This window comes from Faecalibacillus sp. MSK20_93 (assembly GCF_020589945.1).
In the GTDB taxonomy this organism is placed as follows: Bacteria; Bacillota_I; Bacilli_A; order Erysipelotrichales; family Coprobacillaceae; genus Faecalibacillus; species Faecalibacillus intestinalis.
Genome location: NZ_JAJDKA010000001.1, coordinates 36,159 through 53,169 on the forward strand (window position 1 = coordinate 36,159; position 17,011 = coordinate 53,169).

Consider the following 17,011-nt stretch of genomic DNA (forward strand, 5'->3'; position numbering starts at 1 on the left):
TTTATGTCATATCATAAAGAACCTGTTGTTGTTATTAAAGTTACTGATATTGAAAGAAGAATTATCATCAATGCATTAACAGAGTTAAGAAATCATCAAATTCGTCAGAATAAGAATTATGATTTTATTGAAACTATCATTGGCAAGGCTGCATGTGCTTCACCAGTTAAAGGAAGAATAGCCTATGAAGAAAGATAATCATATTGAAAATATTGTTTTGTTTGTCTTAGGCTTTATACCAGTTATATGGCTTGCCTTAATGATTGCTCCCTATATGTATGAAGGATTGTTTGTTGCAGTTGCTCAGTTGAGTGAAGCAGTGAATAATCCTTTTTCTATTCAATGGTGTGATGAAAGTTTAAGAACGATTGGGCTGTTTATTGTCATCTATATATGTGGGATAGGAATTTATTTATCCAACAAAAAGAACTATCGTCATAGTGAGGAATATGGTTCAGCAAAGTGGGCAAAGACTTATCAGGTCAATAAGAAATATGCGGATAAGGATTATTTACAAAATAAGCTGTTATCACAAAATGTTCGTATAGGTCTTGATGGCAAGAAACATCGCAGAAATCTCAATACACTTGTTATTGGTGGAAGTGGTGCAGGCAAGACAAGGTTTTATGTCAAACCCAATGTCATGCAATGTAATACAAGTTTTGTGATTTTAGATCCTAAAGGAGAAATTTTGCGTGATACTGGATATCTGCTTGAAAAGAATGGCTATGTTATCAAAATCATTGATTTAATCAATATGACCAAATCGCATTGCTATAATCCTTTTGCCTATATCAAGGATGACAAGGATGTCCTAAAATTAATTACAAATTTAATCAGAAATACAACACCAAAAGGCAGTCAAACAAATGACCCTTTTGGGAAAAGTCAGAGACTGCACTTCTTGAGGCTTTATGTCTATATCTTCTTCATGAAGCACCTCAGGAGGAACAAAACTTTACAATGGTCATGGAAATGATAGCAGCTGCTGACGTAAGAGAAGATGATGAAGATTATCAATCACCACTTGATGAATTATTTGAACGACTTGAATTAAGAAATCCAGAAAGTCTTGCAGTAAAGCAGTATAAAATTTATAAGCAGGCAGCTGGCAAGACAGCAAAATCAATTCTTATTTCTGTTGGTGTACGTCTTGCTGCTTTTAATCTTGAAAGCATAGCAGGATTAACTGCAACTGATGAACTGGAGCTTGAGCAAGTTGGTGAAAGAAAAACAGCAATATTTTGTGTCATACCAGATAATGACAGTACCTTTAACTTTATAGTCGGTATGCTGTATACACAGCTGTTCCAAATGCTTTATTACAGTGCAGACATTGTCCATGATGGAGAATTGCCTGTACCTGTTCATTTTCTGATGGACGAGTTTGCCAACGTTGCCTTACCAGATGAGTTTGATAAGCTTCTTTCAACGATGCGTTCAAGACAAATCTTTGTATCTATCATTTTGCAGAATTTAGCACAAATCAAAGCTCTTTATAAGGATTCATGGGAATCTATTGTAGGGAACAATGATACACTTTACTATCTTGGAGGCAATGAACAGTCAACACATAAGTTTATGTCAGAGTATCTTGGTAAGGAGACTCTAGATACAAATACTTTTGGTAAATCATCAGGAAGAAGTGGCAGCTATTCAACAAATTACCAGCAGGCTGGAAGGGAACTATTGACTGCTGATGAGGTCAGATTATTGGATAATGATTATGCACTGCTTTTTATTAGAGGAGAAAGACCAATATTTGATAAAAAGTATGATATTCTTAAACACCCCCATATCCATGAAACAAAAGATGGAAAAGCTAAGTCATATGTTCATGGAAAAGCAAGGCATATGATTGATGACTGGCAAAATATTTTATTAAGTGACAGTGATTATGAACTTTTAAGTGATGAAGATATTGATGAATATTTTCATGAGCTGATGGCTAAAGAGTCATCTTAGAATTGAAATACAATAAAGTGTGGTTATGGCTTTGAATAGTTTGACTGCACTTTTTATTTTGAATAAGAAATCAGGAGGAAATAAATTAATGAAATTATCAAGAAAAATGAAAAGATGTTTGAACTTATATGTTTTATTTGTATTATTCTTAAATTTTGGAATTATCAATGTTTATGCTGAAGGTGATCCTTTGACAGTTGTCAATAATCTATCTAATTTTATATTCAGTCTTATTAGGGCAATTGGTATGATTTTACTTGGATTTGGTGTTGTGCAGGTAGGACTATCATTAAAGAGCCATGATGCCAGTCAAAGAGCCAATGGATTCTTAACTGTTGCTGGGGGTATCATCATTACATTTGCAAAAGAGATTCTTAATTTGATTGTAGGTGGTTAATCTTGGACGGAATAATTGATAACTTAACCAATGCCATTAATACATGGAATCAAAAACTGGCAGAGATATGGCTATTACTGACACAGTCACCTGAAACATTTCGAGGAGGACATATATGGCAGATTATTACTAAAATACATGGAGCACTTGTAGCTATTGGACTTGCACTACTTGTACTTTTCTTTGTAGTAGGAGTATTAAAAACATGTATCAATTTTGATCAGGTCAAAAGACCGGAACAGGCATTAAAGCTATTTTTAAGATTTGTGATAGCACGAGCAATGGTTGTCTATGGAATGGAACTGATGATGAAGATTTTTGAAATCATTCAAGGAATTACTTCCAAGATTATGACAACTGTTGGCATTGGTGCAGCTACATCTACTACACTGCCTAAAGAAATCATTACAGCAGTAGAAGATTGCGGATTTTTAGAAAGTATTCCACTATGGGCAGTAACACTACTTGGAGGATTATTTATTACAATACTATCCTTTATTTTAATTCTAACTGTCTATGGAAGATACTTTAAGCTCTACATGTATACAGCCATTTCACCAGTTCCGTTATCTTCATGGGCAGGTGAAGGTACACAGAATATGGCTATTACATTTATCAAGTCCTATATGGGCGTATGCATGGAAGGTGCTATCATTGTACTAGCTTGTATTATCTTTTCAGCATTTGCAGCGTCACCACCAGCAGTTGATACAACAGCAAGTGCAGTCAGTATGGTATGGTCGTATATTGGTGAATTGATTTTCAATATGATGATTTTAGTTGGTACTGTCAAGATGAGTGATCATGTTGTTAAAGATATGATGGGATTGTAAGAAATAAGGTGTTATAATAATTATATACATTTACATGCAAGGAGGTTTGTTTATGGGAAATGAACAATTGATAATTGAATATATAAAAAAATATATAGTTAGCGATGTTTATCCAGACTCTGCAATAATGATTAATGGTGGATGGGGTAGTGGAAAAACCTATTTCATAAAAAATATATTAGTCTCTAATTTAGAAGAGACTCTAAAAATTAAAGAAATGCATTTATGTTATATTACTTTAAATGGCTTATCAAGCACAAAAGAGTTTATGAAAAGAATTCAGTCATTAATAATTAAGGAAAGGTTTAATGTATTAAATGAAGTTCAAAAAACTGACTCCGGAATTATTGATATTATAACAGGTATTGATTCTATTTGTGATGATGTCAATCTTCAAGGATGGTTAAGTATTCTTTTTGGTGCTAAGAAAAAAATAGATAGCTCAATTTCTAAAAAGAATATTTGTTCTACATTATTTATCTTTGATGATTTAGAAAGATGTCCTATAGATTTAAAGGAAATTTTAGGATTTATTAATGATTTGATTGAACATGAACATTGTAAATGTATAATTGTTGCTAATGAAGAAGAAATTGAGGATAGTTTTTTTAAAATAAAAGAGAAATTCATTTCAAGAACATTTGAGTTTGTTCCAAACTTAGATGATTTTCTTAAAAATGAAAGAGAAAAATACAAAGATCAACCTTTAAATAAATTGAGTGATGAGAATTGGAAAGGATTTATAAAATCAAACTTGTATCCATATAAGCTTAACTTAAGAATAGTACAAAGTGCCTTATTTATTACAAATGAAATATATAATATTTGTATAAATAGAATTTTACAGGAAGAGAATGATTTAAGCCAATATGTTCTTAACAGATTATTGTTTGATATATATTATGTTGAAAAGTACTATAAAGAAGGTAATGAAAAACCTCAAATTAAAAATAATGATAATATAGAAAATGTAGTTATATTTGGATCGAAGGATGATTTAAGTTCTTATAAAAAAATTTTTATGTTTATATTAGATGTTGTTTATAATGGGATATATGAAGAAAAAGTTATTTTGAAAAATATAGAGGCATATATTGAAAACAACAAAATAAATGGAATATACTCTCCTATAGCCGAATTAAAAAGTTATTATTATATGGAAGATGAAAAAATACAAGCAATCTTAGATTTAATACATGAAACAGTCAAAAATTTGAACTTAAATCAGTTATCAGATTTCTTCAATTCATTAATTCCTTTACTGGATATAGGATTTTCTTACAATCATAAAACAGATTTTGAAAGTGTATTACAATTAATAGCAGACACAGTTGATATAAGTGCAACTGAAAATGATTGGGTTTTTGAAAAAGTGGAATTTCATACAACATTGAAAGATGAACAATTCAAAAAATATAAAATTGCAATGAATATGATGAAAGAAAAACTAGAAAAAAAAGCTAGTATATCTAATGAATATATGGACGAAATATTGTCAAGTCATAATTGGATATTTAAATTGCAATGTGATATGAAAACTAATGAATATAATTACAGAGAAGAGAAAAAATATCTTTCATATTTTAATTTAGATATTTTATTAAAAAATCTAGAACAATCTTCAAATTTGCAATTATCAGATTTTAGAACTATTTTATATGGCTTATATAGAAGAAATAATTGTATGGAATCCTTTATCAATGATATTGAAACAGCATTAGAACTTGTTTCTAAATTGGAGACAATTACTATTAATAAAAAAATTAATAAGTTAACTATTAAATATATTATTGGTGACTTAAAAGCAAGTTTTTCGAAAGATTAAAAGGAGAATTATGGAAATAAAATTAAATAAGGAAATACGAGAGTATACAGAAAGCATTTTCTTTGGATTGACCATGAGACAATGCTTTTTTTCTGTTCTCGCATGTATTGGGGCAGTTATAGTATATTTTTATACAATTGATACTTTAGGTATGGAAATAACAAGCTGGCTATGTATATTGGTTGCAATGCCTTTAGCAGCTTTAGGCTTTGTAACCTATCAGGGAATGAATGCTGAAGAAATATTTCTTACAGCTACACGTTCGCTGATACTTAGTCATAGAAAACTATATTTCATACCTACGAATATTTATTATGAATTATTAAAACCAATGATCATACAAAAACAAAAGGAGGACAGCTTATCAGATGATAAAAAGCTACGAAAAATTAAAAAAGAAAGAAAAGCAAAAATATAAGGTTCCTAAGACTGCACAGGATATTGTTCATGTTGATGTCATCCATAAGGATGGCATTTTTCAGGTAGGAAATAAGTACACAAAGACCTATCGTTTTAGTGATATTAACTATGCCATTGCGTCAAAAGAAGAAAAAGAAGGAATGTTTCTTAATTATAGTGAACTTCTTAATTCATTAGATAGTTCAACAGTAACCAAGATTACAATCAACAATAGAAAAGTTGATTTAAATCAGATTAAAGAAAACATTCTGATAAAGATGCATGGAGATGGCAAGGATGATCTATCTAATGAATATAACCAGATGCTCTTGGATAACATTGAAAAATCAAATGGCATTGAACAGGAAAAATATATAACTGTTTCTGTTTTTAAGGATAACATCAAGGATGCTAGAACTTTTTTTAGCAGAGTGACTAATGAGTTATCAACACATTTTTCCAAGTTGGGTTCAAAACTTGAAGAATTGAGCTTAAATGAGCGTTTGAAGATATTGCATGATTTTTATCGTTCAGACAGTACTGAAGAATTTCATTTTGACTTGCAGAGTTCAATGAGATTAGGAAAGCATTTCAAGGATAGCATCTGTCCCTATGCACCTGAATTTTATCATCAGCATTTTAAATTCAATAACAGGTATGGATGTGTAATGTTCTTATCTAATTATGCAACCTATGTTAAGGATAGCTTTGTTTCAGAACTTTGTGATTTCAATAAGCATCTTATGTATTCTATGGATATATTGACAATTCAGACTGATGAAGCAGTCAAAGAAGTTGAAAAAAGATTATTGAACGTAGAAACCAATATTGCAAACTGGCAAAGAAGGCAGAATGAAAATAACAACTTCAGTGCTGTTATACCCTATGATATGGAAGCTCAGCGTAAAGAAGCAAAGGAATTCTTAGATGATTTAACAGTAAGAGATCAAAAGATGATGTTTGCGAATATTACGTTGGTACATCTTGCAGACAGTAAAGAAGAATTAGAGGCTGATAATGAAACATTGATGGCAATTGCCAGAAAGTATATGTGTGAGTTACAGCCTTTTTCATTTTCTCAAAGACAGCTTGATGGATTGAATACTGTTCTTCCTATTGGGGCAAGAGAGATAACCAATACTCGTACCTTATTGACTGAAAGCACAGCAGTATTTATGCCTTTTAGAGCACAGGAAGTCATGGATAAAGGTGGGATATGGTTTGGTCAAAATGCAATCACCAATAACATGATTATCTGCAATAAGGAAAATCTATTAAATCCTAATGCTTTTATCTTAGGTGTACCAGGCAGTGGAAAGTCGTTCATTACAAAAGAACAGATTGCAGTATTGGCACGAGCAACCAATGATACAATTTTGATTGCTGATCCTGAATCAGAATATACACCACTTGTGAATGCATTAGGTGGTGAAGTGATTAAAATTGCAGCAGGCTCAAATGACCATATCAATGCAATGGACATGAGCAGTGGTTATGGTGACAGTAAAGACCCATTGAGTGATAAATCTGAATTTATTATGTCACTGTTTGAACAGCTTGATAAAAAGGGAGTAGACTCCATTGAACATAGTATTATTGACAGATGTGTTAGAGAGGTTTATGAGGACAGTGAAAAGAGTGGTATTGTTCCAACGCTTTCAACATTAAGAATGAAGCTGCTTAATCAAAAAGAACCAGAAGCAAGAAAACTAGCACTTAAGCTGGAGTTGTTTACTGAGGGATCATTGAACATCTTTTCGCATCATACAAACGTCAATGTCAATAATCGTATTATTTCTTATGATATTCATTCACTAGGAAAACAGCTTAAAACAATGGGATTATTAGTTATTACAGATGCAATTATCAATAAAGTCAATCAAAACTGGCTAGAGGGTAAAAGAACACACATTTTTATTGATGAGTTTCATATTGTCTTTGAAAATGAATACAGTGCAAGTTTCTTCAATTCAGCATGGAGGCAGTTTAGAAAGAGAGATGGCTTTCCAACGGGAATTACACAAAACGTTGAATATCTTTTGGACAGTGTACAGGCAAGCACGATGTTATCAAATAGTGAATTTATCATTATGCTGAATCAGGCTTATCAGGATAGAAACAGATTAGCTGATCTGTTGAATATTTCAGATGAGCAGCTGGTTCATATTACTAATGCACAGGCAGGTTGTGGACTGATTAGATACGGACAGTCATTAGTCCCATTTATCAATCGTTTCCCAACTAATACAAAACTATATGAACTGATGACTACAAAGCCATCAGACAGAAAGAAGGTCTTAACAAATGGATAAGCAAACATCAATTCATCATAATGAAGTGTTCAAGGAGTATTTGAAAATACTTCTTGAACATGGATTATATAATGAACATATGGAAACTAAAGAATTAGTTGATTATATAGCACATATGGAAAAGCACTATTATGAAATGAGCAAAGAACTTCATGAAATTAAGAAACTGTTGTATTCTTTACAAAATCCTCAAACAAAATCAAGGCTGACACAGGCGATTGAGAAAACAGAAGTTATTATTAAAAATGGATTAGAAAAAATAGAAAATTTGAAAAACAAGATGGTTATATCAATGAAAGGCTCAATTCAATCATTAAAGCAGAAAGGTAAAAATGGAGTGGTCAAAACAATCAATCTTTTACATTTTAAGGAGGCTTTAGGAAGTGTAAGAAAGTCTCTTTTTTATTCCATGAAACAGTCACAAAATCTTATTCAAACAACTGATATACTGACATCAGAAATAAGACAAGCAAAATCCCATTTAAAAAATGTAGGACATATTCTATCAAGAAAAACTTCCAATATGAAAACAGTTGATTATGATAGACTTAATCTCATTCAAAAAAGTGCACGTCTTATTCATCGTTCTTTTGAATCAATGGCTATTCAGACAACGAAAATACTACACAAGTTAGAAGATTTTGAAAAGACATCAGTAAAAAGTGAAATTAAATATTTAAATTATCAAGCTAAATCTGATCGTGCAATGAAAAAGAAAAATATGAATAAAGCAAGATAGATAAAAAAGCATTTCATTGAAGAATAACTTCTTTAGAAATGCTTTTTGTGAGTTTATCAATTTTACTGAGCAGTTCATTATTTTTACTTTTTCCTGCCTCAATACCAATCATAATCCCTGCTTCCAATGCCGTTTTTATATCAAAATAACGGTACATATCATTAGCAGCTAAAAAGGTATCGTTCAGTATTTCAATTTTATTATCAATGTTTTCCGTTTTTTCTCTGTTCTGTATGGCTCTTAATAAATCATTCTGTGCCTCTTTTTGTTTTTTCATAATATGGATCCTGAGTAATAATACACTCATAGTCTGATTCATATATAAAATCATCAATCAGTTCTTTTAAAGTTTTCATAGTCCTGCCTCCCTAATTTTTATTTTATAATTTTGAAATAACTTTCACAAATGTACGATTCTCAAGAAAGGATGATGAAAAAGATGAAATTTATCAATCATGAACATCAAAAATTTTACCAAGAAACCATGATCAGTGTTGGTATTGATGATACCTATCATAAAGCATTATTCTATACATTGGGTATAGATCAGGACTGTCGCAGTCATATTCATGACCTTTATGATTTTCAAAATTATCGTATCAAGTTAAATGGGATTCATAAGGCTTGGCAGACAACAGGCTCTATGCAATGTAAATTGCTTGGCTTTAATTTATATAATGGATATGTCTATAAAAAAGAGTATCAGGAATCAACACCATATCACTTATTTTCAAGTGAATATTGTTTATATTTTATAGAATCACTTAAATTAAGATATCCTAACCAGACAAGACAAAAAGATAGGCAGGTGATACATCAATGTCGATGAAGATTAAAACCAAAGAAAAGACACATCATATCAACAAATTAGATAGACACCAATATCTCAAACATTATCAAAAGCATAGTTCGTTGAAAAATAGACAATTGATTCAAAATGAACATGATGAATCAGCACAAAAACCAACACCTCAGCGATATGCTGTGAATACAGTTATTGATAGAGAAAAGTCTACTTCTACTCAAGCGGTATATAGAGGAAAGAAACTTTATCAATCTAAAGTCAAACAGAGACAAATGAAAAATAGAAATAAGAAAACTCATGAATTTAACGATTTACCAAAGATAGTATCATATAAGAAGAAACCAAATTATAAGAATAAAAATATAAAAAAAGACAAATTATTCAGAAAATATAAAAACACAAGGAATGTATCTTCTTTTGATAACATGACACAGCAACAAAAGAATATGAAATCAACTTATTTAAGAAACTTTCAACAGAAAATACAAAAGAAAGGTGCTGTACCATCAAATATCAAAGAAAAAGTGAAACATCCTTTTCAGACAGTAAAGGGTGCAGGAAATATTGTCAAAAAGACAGTAGGAGGATTGAATAAGTTAATTGGATTAGGAACAGGTATGCTGCTGATAACTGTGATAGTTCTATTTATTGGTATTTTTGCAGTTTTAGGTGATGATTCGAGCACAAATACATCTTTAATGCCTTTGAGTGATGAGGTCATTGCTTATGAAGAAACAATCAGAAAATATGCAAAACAGTATGATATTGAAGATTATGTACCATTGTTACAGGCAGTGATGATGCAGGAAAGTGGTGGTAAAGGAAATGATCCTATGCAGTCAAGTGAGTGTGAATATAATAAGAAATATCCAAAAGAGCCTAATGGGATTACAGAAGCTGACTACTCCATAGACTGTGGAGTTCATTATTTTTCAGATTGTCTTAGTTTAGCGAACGTTAGTGGAATTGCAGATACAAAAAATATATCCCTTGCATTACAGGGATATAACTTTGGAAAGGGATATATAACATGGGCCATAGAGCATTTTGATGGATATACAAGAGCCAATGCAAAAGTCTATTCAGATCAAGAGAAAGCAGAATTGCAAACAGATGTATATGGTGATCCTGATTATGTATCGCATGTCCTTCAATATTATCATCTAGGTAATGGTGATATTGTCATAATAGCGAAATCTCAGGTTGGCAACGTAGGTGGTAAACCTTATTGGACATGGTATGGCTTTGATCAACGTGTAGAATGGTGTGCAATCTTTGTGAGCTGGTGTGCAAATGAAAGCGGACAGCTCAATATTACTGTTCCTAAATTTTCAAGAGTAGAAGATGGAATACAATGGTACAAAAATCAAGGAAAGTGGAGTGATAAAAACTATATGCCTAAAGCAGGTGAGCTTATCTTTTTTGACTGGGAAAATGATAATGATCCTGATCATGTGGGCATAGTAGAAAAAGTAGAAAATAATTACATTTATACAATTGAAGGTAACAGTAAAGATGAATGTAGAAGTAGAAAATATAGAATTGGTTATAAAAGAATATATGGATATGGCAAAAGTAAGATAGGTAAATGATAAACTTTTGCCATATGCATTTTAATTGTGAACTAAATATTTTCGATTATAAATTAAAAAATATTATGTTGATAATAATAAACAATTATTATATAATGACTAAAATTAGTATGGGAGAAATGTAATATGTTCACATTTGGTATTGTAGATGATGAGTATGAGTATTTACATATTATATCTGATTGTATCGTTGATTGTATAGGAAATAATCATGATATCTATAGATTTAAAAGTGGAAAAGATTTAATAAAATCTAATTTAACATTTGATCTTGTTTTTTTAGATATCGAGCTAGAAACAGAAGATGGAATCGAAGTTGCTAAAAAATTAGATTATATTACATCTGGAATTATTTTTATAACTTCTCATCAGGAAAAAGTATTTGATGCTTTTAATAAAAATGTTTATAAATTTGTGTTAAAAAATAATTTAAAAAAATTTTTTAATCAAGATTTTTTAGAAATACTGTACAAAATGAATTATGATACTGTAGAAATTTATCATAATAAAGAAATTGATAAGGTTAAGTTTGATAATATTATATTAGTTGAATATAAAAATAGAAATACTGAAATTGTTACAGTAACAAATATATTTAAATTATCAAAAACTCCATTGAAGAATTTTTCTGATAAATTAAATAATGATTTTATTGATGTAAATAGGCATATATATATTAATTATAAGTATATTGATCACATAAATAAAAATAGCGGTATTTTAATAGAAAAGTTAAATAGATATATACCAATATCTAAACATCGCTATGATAGAGTAATTAAAGAGTATATAAAAAGAAAGTTTAGAATATAGTTATAAAATGGAATATTTATATTGTTTAGTCTACGAAATATTTTTATTTATTTTATTTTATTGTAGTCATAAGGGACCTGGTATAAAAAAAGCAAATATACTTATATCAATTCTTATATGCTCAGTTATAAATTTTTTAATTACTTATTATAGTTACATTATTTTATTTGATTCAATATTACCAAATAGTTTCTTCTTTGATATATTAATTGGATTTACATTAGTTTTAAGTGAAACTATAATTTATTCAATAATTGCAAAAAATGAATATAAAGAGATTTTAATAATTTCTATTATGTTTTATCTTGTCTATGGAATCATTACAGTTTTTTTAACATTATTTTCAAATAATATAATGCATTTAGAACAACTGTTATATAGTAATAGTTTCGTACGGGTTATTATCGTTTTTTTAACAGATATTTTATCATTTTTGATTACATATATATTTAATAAATATTTTAATTATTCAAAACGAGTAATTCCACAAAAAATAATCAAAATGTATACTATAGTTAATGTTATAATTATTTTATTAATAACTTTAATTGTATATATTACTAAACAAGATTTTTTAGTTCTGGGTTATTTTGCAATAGTATGTATTGTAATATTATTTTTCATATTAAATCAATTAATATTTAATTTAAACAATTCTTATATTGAAAAATATCAATTAGAATCTATAAATGACATAAACAAAGTAATTTCGAAGTATATGATAGAATCTCAAAAAAATAGTTTAGAAATCAGGAAAATGAAACATGATATTAAAAATCAATTAAATATTGCTAAAATGTTGCCTAAAGAAGAAGGAAATCAAATTTTGGATAATTTAGCAAATAGTTTTAAAAATTTGGATACATTTGTTGATACTGGAAATATTTACATAGATGCTATATTAAATTCTAAAAGCAAAGATTATCCTGATATTAAATTTAATTATACTTTATCTATAATTGACCTCTCTTTCATAGAAGAAATAGATCTTATTTCAATTTTGATTAATTTAATAGATAACGCTGCTCAGGCACAGGATAATATATATAATAAATATATTGATATATTTATTATAATGAACAAGAATAAAGTAGAGATAAATTTAAAGAATCCATTTGATTATATAAAGAAAGAAAATGATTTATTGGTTACAACCAAGGGGAGAAATCATGGGTTAGGACTAAAAATAGTAACTAGTATCGTAGAAAAATATAATGGTTTAATAAATACATTTATTGATGAAGAAAAATTTAATGTTTATATCTTAATTGAAAGATAAAACCAAATATGGATAATATATTTATATGTGATAATTATTTATCTAAAGAATATAATTTGTATCTTAAGCTTAAAATTGATAAAAATTTTCATTTTATTTTCTTTCGATTGTGGAACAACATATTTTGTTAAGAATGGTAAAAATCAATTAACTAATTAAAAATATAAATGTAAAAGTTGGGCTATAGGAAAAAGATATTCACATTAAAATCAACCATATTATTGACTTATTATGACATTCCAAATACAATGACTATTGTGTTTGGAATGTCTGTTTAATAAGGGAAAACTATTTTAATAACATACAATAAAGGTGGTTATGTGTAAAAACAATGTCTTTATAAGATAATATATCTTATTGACAAGATGCTACAATATAGCATACTAAAATGTCTTATAAATTTTACTTAATAAAAAAATAAAATTCAATACACTTAATATTTAAAGTCATGTATCTATATTTCACGGATATATGACTTTTTTGATATACTGAAACACATGAAAGGAGTAAATTTTAATGTGAAAAAAAAGTATATATTAAAAATTATAAAGGATAATATTCTGTGGCTAGCTTTGTTAATTTTATTAAGTGTATGTATTGGATTTATACCATTATTAAATATTTATATAAATTCAATGTTGTTAGATTCAATAATGACTGTTACTTATGACCAAAAGGAGTTTGGGATATTAGTAAGGGCAGTAACTTTTGTATTTTTGATGTTAATAGTAAGATATTTATTTGGATTGTTTAGAGAAATCATAGAATTTATAATTTATAAATATTTAAAAGAGACAATTTTATTAGATGTTGCAAACAAACAGGAAAGATTAGAATACAAAATCATTGAAAACGACAAATTTAATAATCTAATTATGCGGCTTACAACTGAACCAGGAATTGATCAATTAATTGATATGATTCATAAATTATCAGATCTAATTATTTGTATGATAAATATAATATCTATCATAGTTTTATCATTAACAATAAATATTATCTTTTCTATTTCTATTTTATTTAGTTGTATTCCAATATTTTTAGTATCAATAAAAAAATACGCGAAACTATATCAGACAAACAAAGACATAGCACTTATCAATAGGAAATCACGATATTTAGAATTTGAGATGCTACGTGGGCGTGATTTGGCAGCTGAAAGAAATTTATATTCATATACAAATTATTATAACAAAAAGTTTGGAAAATATTTTAAAAAGACTATAGATATTCCAAAAAAGTTAAAGAGAAATGGCTATTATTAGAAAATTTATTTAATTTAATACAAATCCTTTTTTGTTTATTCTTGCTAACATATATGGTAAAGAATATGTCAATGTTATCACTTAGTTATGGGTATATCTTTTCTTATATTACAACAATTTTTCAGATAGAAGGTAATATTATTGATAAAATACCATCATTAATAGGAGACGTAGTCACTGGTTTATCGTATATTAAGGAATTAAATAGATACTTTGGATTTACTGAAGAAAATGATTTCTCTGTGGATAAGGAAAAATTTAAAATTGATAAAATAGAAAATATCGAATTTAAAGATGTAAGTTTTAAATATCCAGATGCAAATAATTTTGTCTTAAAAAACATATCCTTTGTAATATCTTCAGGAAAACATTATGCGTTAATAGGAAAGAACGGATGTGGTAAATCAACTATTGTTAAATTATTGCTAAAATTTTATTCACCAACTGAAGGTAAAATTCTAATTAATGGTATTGACATAGAATTAATTAGTCAAGAGAACGTCTATAATTTATTTTCTGTAGTTTTTCAAGATTTTGCAAGATATCAATTAACTGTTAGAGAAAATATATTATTAGGAAGTCCGACAAAAAAATTAGATATAGAGAGTGTTATAGAACAGGTAAATCTAAAGGAACTAAATAATCTTCCAAATGGGTTAGACACATTTTTAGGGAAAATATATGAAAATGGAATAGATTTATCCGGTGGGCAATGGCAGAAAATCGCAATAGCACGATCGTTAGTTAGAAAAAGTCAATTACGAATTCTTGATGAGCCTACTGCATCGTTAGATCCTTTGGAAGAAAGTAGGTTATATCAAGATTATCAGTCTTTATTGTTAGGTAATACTGCTATTTTGATTACGCATCGGTTAGGTGCAACAAAATTGGTAGATAAAATAATTGTTATTGATGAAGGCACGGTAAAAGAAATAGGTTCACATGATGAATTGATGAAAAAAAAAGATTTGTATTTTAGGATGTTCAATTCTCAAAAGGAGTGGTATGATGAATAATTCTTTCGTATCAGTTATATTGAAAACAATTAGATATGGATTTGGTAAATTACCTTTGCATTTTATAGCATTTACTATTCTTTCTATTTTAAGTGCGATTTTTGAAGTATTAATTGTGATACTAATAAATATTTTATTCAAAAGTATTGCTGATAACTTAACAGTATCTATTGTTTTAGAGAAAATTTGGATTTTAGGAATAATATTTATTATTAGTAAACTCCTAAAAAAATTATATCAATTTTATGATGATATATATTTTATGAGGTTTATTAATGAAATTTTAAAAGATATGAATTTAAAAGCTGGTAAGTTATCATTGGTAGAGTTTGAATCAGTTAAATTATATGAAAAAATCAGTATGGCTAAGAATGGTGTTCGTCAGGCTATTAAATCAACAATGTCACTAATTAATGCAATATTCTATTATTTGTTGTATTTTTTGTTTTTAAGTATTTATTTATATTTTGTTGATTATAAACTTATTATAATTCTTTTGTTAATTTTTATTCCAAAATTAATATCTCAATATATAAGAGGTAGTAAAATATATAAATCTCAAGAGGAATTGGTTAAGTTCAGAAGACAAAGTGAATATTTTAACCAATGTATGGTTGATAAAGATTACTATAAAGAAACTAAGATATTACAAAATTTTAATTTTTTTAAAGAGAAAATGATAGAAAGTCTGAAAAAATACACTAATTATGAAAAAATCATTCAAAATAGAATTTGGTTAATTGATGGTTTATTAAGTATCATTACTATCTTTGGTGAAAGTCTAATAGTACTATTTTTAGTATTCAATTTGCTTAATGGTGATATAAAAATAGATATATTTGCTACTGTTTTTTATAGTTTAAATAGTATGATGTCCAATATGGAGGAAATGATTGCAATGTTTGGAAACATTTTAGAAAAATCAAGCATGGCAAATAAATTATATGAGTATCTAGAATTACCAGAAGAAACATTAAATATTAGTTATCAAGATAAAATCAATAAAATTGAATTAAAAAATGTTTTTTATAAATATCCTTACTCTACTGATTATAGTTTGAAAAACATAAATTTATCAATAAATCCTGGAGAGAAAATTGCAATTGTTGGTGTCAATGGTTCAGGTAAAACAACATTGTCAAAGTTGATTTGTGGTTTATTCTTACCAACTAAAGGTAATGTTAGGATCGAAGATTTTGAATTAAGCAAAATAAAGCAAAAATATAAATCAATGTCAGTAGTATTTCAAAACTTTGGTAAATACAAATTACCGCTGTTAGATAATATTATTGTCAGTGATTTGGACAAAAATATTAATATAGATGAAATATATTCCATATTTAATAAAATAGGATTTTCTAATGATGATATTAATAAAATTGGTATTAACACATATTTGGATCATACATTTGGAGGGGTGGATTTGTCAGGTGGACAATGGCAGAGGATAGCTATAGCTAGATGTTTATATAAGAAAAGTGATTTTTTAATTTTAGATGAACCAACTGCAGCTATTGACCCAATAGAAGAAGAAAAATTTTATGAAAATTTTTTTGAGATTTCTAAAGATAAAACAGTTATTTTTGTTACTCATCGGTTAGCTTCTGTTAAAAGAGCTGATAGGATAATTGTGTTAGATGCTGGAAAAATAATTGAAGAAGGTAGTCATGAAGAACTCATGTCTAGAAAGAAAAAATATTATTCAATGTATTTAAGTCAATCTAATTGGTATTTAGATCGATAATATTGAGTAATTACGATGGAAATGATT

The 17,011-nt window shown here is 28.1% G+C and carries 15 protein-coding genes and 1 pseudogene; 15 read left to right on the forward strand and 1 reads right to left on the reverse strand.

Translation table 11 applies throughout. The annotated features are described in order from the left end of the window. The first annotated feature begins 3 nt into the window (after nt 1-3). The 8 genes and pseudogenes from LJD34_RS00150 (at nt 4) to LJD34_RS00185 (ending at nt 8,470) form a co-directional block, all read left to right on the forward strand. A complete protein-coding gene (locus LJD34_RS00150; protein ID WP_227358870.1) occupies nt 4-198 on the forward strand; it encodes a hypothetical protein in 195 nt (64 codons plus the stop codon). Beyond that, nucleotides 185-1,965: pseudogene (locus LJD34_RS00155) on the forward strand (VirD4-like conjugal transfer protein, CD1115 family). The gene LJD34_RS00150 and the pseudogene LJD34_RS00155 overlap by 14 nt, the downstream one beginning before the upstream one ends. 88 nt (nt 1,966-2,053) lie before the next feature. Then, nucleotides 2,054-2,362, forward strand: a complete 309-nt coding sequence (locus LJD34_RS00160) for a glutamyl-tRNA amidotransferase (protein WP_227358871.1) — start codon at nt 2,054-2,056, stop codon at nt 2,360-2,362. Between the two features lie 2 nt (nt 2,363-2,364). Next, nucleotides 2,365-3,195: a hypothetical protein gene (locus LJD34_RS00165; RefSeq protein WP_227358872.1), complete on the forward strand. Its 831-nt coding sequence runs from the start codon at nt 2,365-2,367 to the stop codon at nt 3,193-3,195. A gap of 52 nt (nt 3,196-3,247) precedes the next feature. Next, a complete protein-coding gene (locus LJD34_RS00170) occupies nt 3,248-5,020 on the forward strand; it encodes a P-loop NTPase fold protein (RefSeq protein WP_227358873.1) in 1,773 nt (590 codons plus the stop codon). A 10-nt stretch (nt 5,021-5,030) separates the two neighbouring features. Then, nucleotides 5,031-5,438 (forward strand): PrgI family protein, encoded by a 408-nt coding sequence (locus LJD34_RS00175; protein WP_227358874.1) that lies wholly within the window; start codon nt 5,031-5,033, stop codon nt 5,436-5,438. Beyond that, entirely contained in the window at nt 5,389-7,731 is a 2,343-nt protein-coding gene (locus LJD34_RS00180) for a VirB4-like conjugal transfer ATPase, CD1110 family (protein WP_227358875.1), read from the forward strand. Before LJD34_RS00175 ends, LJD34_RS00180 begins: the two co-directional genes overlap by 50 nt. Then, nucleotides 7,724-8,470 carry a DUF6674 family protein gene (locus LJD34_RS00185; RefSeq protein WP_227358876.1) on the forward strand — a complete coding sequence of 249 codons (747 nt, stop codon included), beginning with the start codon at nt 7,724-7,726 and terminating at the stop codon, nt 8,468-8,470. Before LJD34_RS00180 ends, LJD34_RS00185 begins: the two co-directional genes overlap by 8 nt. 13 nt (nt 8,471-8,483) lie before the next feature. Here LJD34_RS00185 and LJD34_RS00190 read toward each other — a convergent pair whose 3' ends face one another. After that, on the reverse strand, nt 8,484-8,747 hold the full coding sequence (locus LJD34_RS00190; protein ID WP_227358877.1) for a hypothetical protein: 264 nt from the start codon (nt 8,745-8,747) through the stop codon (nt 8,484-8,486). A 162-nt stretch (nt 8,748-8,909) separates the two neighbouring features. Here LJD34_RS00190 and LJD34_RS00195 point away from each other — a divergent pair, with 162 nt between their 5' ends. The 7 genes from LJD34_RS00195 (at nt 8,910) to LJD34_RS00225 (ending at nt 16,984) form a co-directional block, all read left to right on the forward strand. Next, nucleotides 8,910-9,299 (forward strand): DUF6075 family protein, encoded by a 390-nt coding sequence (locus LJD34_RS00195; RefSeq protein WP_227358878.1) that lies wholly within the window; start codon nt 8,910-8,912, stop codon nt 9,297-9,299. After that, nucleotides 9,290-10,867 (forward strand): lysozyme family protein, encoded by a 1,578-nt coding sequence (locus tag LJD34_RS00200; protein ID WP_227358879.1) that lies wholly within the window; start codon nt 9,290-9,292, stop codon nt 10,865-10,867. Before LJD34_RS00195 ends, LJD34_RS00200 begins: the two co-directional genes overlap by 10 nt. A 126-nt stretch (nt 10,868-10,993) precedes the next feature. Further along, nucleotides 10,994-11,680 (forward strand): LytR/AlgR family response regulator transcription factor, encoded by a 687-nt coding sequence (locus tag LJD34_RS00205; protein WP_227358880.1) that lies wholly within the window; start codon nt 10,994-10,996, stop codon nt 11,678-11,680. A gap of 7 nt (nt 11,681-11,687) precedes the next feature. Then, on the forward strand, nt 11,688-12,959 hold the full coding sequence (locus LJD34_RS00210) for a GHKL domain-containing protein (protein ID WP_227358881.1): 1,272 nt from the start codon (nt 11,688-11,690) through the stop codon (nt 12,957-12,959). 518 nt (nt 12,960-13,477) lie between these two features. Next, nucleotides 13,478-14,224 (forward strand): hypothetical protein, encoded by a 747-nt coding sequence (locus tag LJD34_RS00215; protein ID WP_227358882.1) that lies wholly within the window; start codon nt 13,478-13,480, stop codon nt 14,222-14,224. 65 nt (nt 14,225-14,289) lie between these two features. Further along, nucleotides 14,290-15,240, forward strand: coding sequence for an ABC transporter ATP-binding protein (locus tag LJD34_RS00220; RefSeq protein WP_227358883.1), 951 nt, complete (start codon nt 14,290-14,292; stop codon nt 15,238-15,240). Further along, nucleotides 15,233-16,984, forward strand: coding sequence for an ATP-binding cassette domain-containing protein (locus LJD34_RS00225; protein ID WP_227358884.1), 1,752 nt, complete (start codon nt 15,233-15,235; stop codon nt 16,982-16,984). Before LJD34_RS00220 ends, LJD34_RS00225 begins: the two co-directional genes overlap by 8 nt. Nucleotides 16,985-17,011: the final 27 nt, after the last annotated feature.

Excerpts from the sequence above, each read along its gene's own strand:
- LJD34_RS00150 (WP_227358870.1), top strand. The coding sequence starts at position 4 with ATGTCATATCATAAAGAACCTGTTGTTGTTATTAAAGTTACTGATATT.
- LJD34_RS00160 (WP_227358871.1), top strand. The coding sequence starts at position 2,054 with ATGAAATTATCAAGAAAAATGAAAAGATGTTTGAACTTATATGTTTTA.
- LJD34_RS00170 (WP_227358873.1), top strand. The coding sequence starts at position 3,248 with ATGGGAAATGAACAATTGATAATTGAATATATAAAAAAATATATAGTT.
- LJD34_RS00175 (WP_227358874.1), top strand. The coding sequence starts at position 5,031 with ATGGAAATAAAATTAAATAAGGAAATACGAGAGTATACAGAAAGCATT.
- LJD34_RS00180 (WP_227358875.1), top strand. The coding sequence starts at position 5,389 with ATGATAAAAAGCTACGAAAAATTAAAAAAGAAAGAAAAGCAAAAATAT.
- LJD34_RS00185 (WP_227358876.1), top strand. The coding sequence starts at position 7,724 with ATGGATAAGCAAACATCAATTCATCATAATGAAGTGTTCAAGGAGTAT.
- LJD34_RS00190 (WP_227358877.1), bottom strand. The coding sequence starts at position 8,747 with ATGAAAAAACAAAAAGAGGCACAGAATGATTTATTAAGAGCCATACAG.
- LJD34_RS00195 (WP_227358878.1), top strand. The coding sequence starts at position 8,910 with ATGAAATTTATCAATCATGAACATCAAAAATTTTACCAAGAAACCATG.
- LJD34_RS00200 (WP_227358879.1), top strand. The coding sequence starts at position 9,290 with ATGTCGATGAAGATTAAAACCAAAGAAAAGACACATCATATCAACAAA.
- LJD34_RS00205 (WP_227358880.1), top strand. The coding sequence starts at position 10,994 with ATGTTCACATTTGGTATTGTAGATGATGAGTATGAGTATTTACATATT.
- LJD34_RS00210 (WP_227358881.1), top strand. The coding sequence starts at position 11,688 with ATGGAATATTTATATTGTTTAGTCTACGAAATATTTTTATTTATTTTA.
- LJD34_RS00220 (WP_227358883.1), top strand. The coding sequence starts at position 14,290 with ATGTCAATGTTATCACTTAGTTATGGGTATATCTTTTCTTATATTACA.
- LJD34_RS00225 (WP_227358884.1), top strand. The coding sequence starts at position 15,233 with ATGAATAATTCTTTCGTATCAGTTATATTGAAAACAATTAGATATGGA.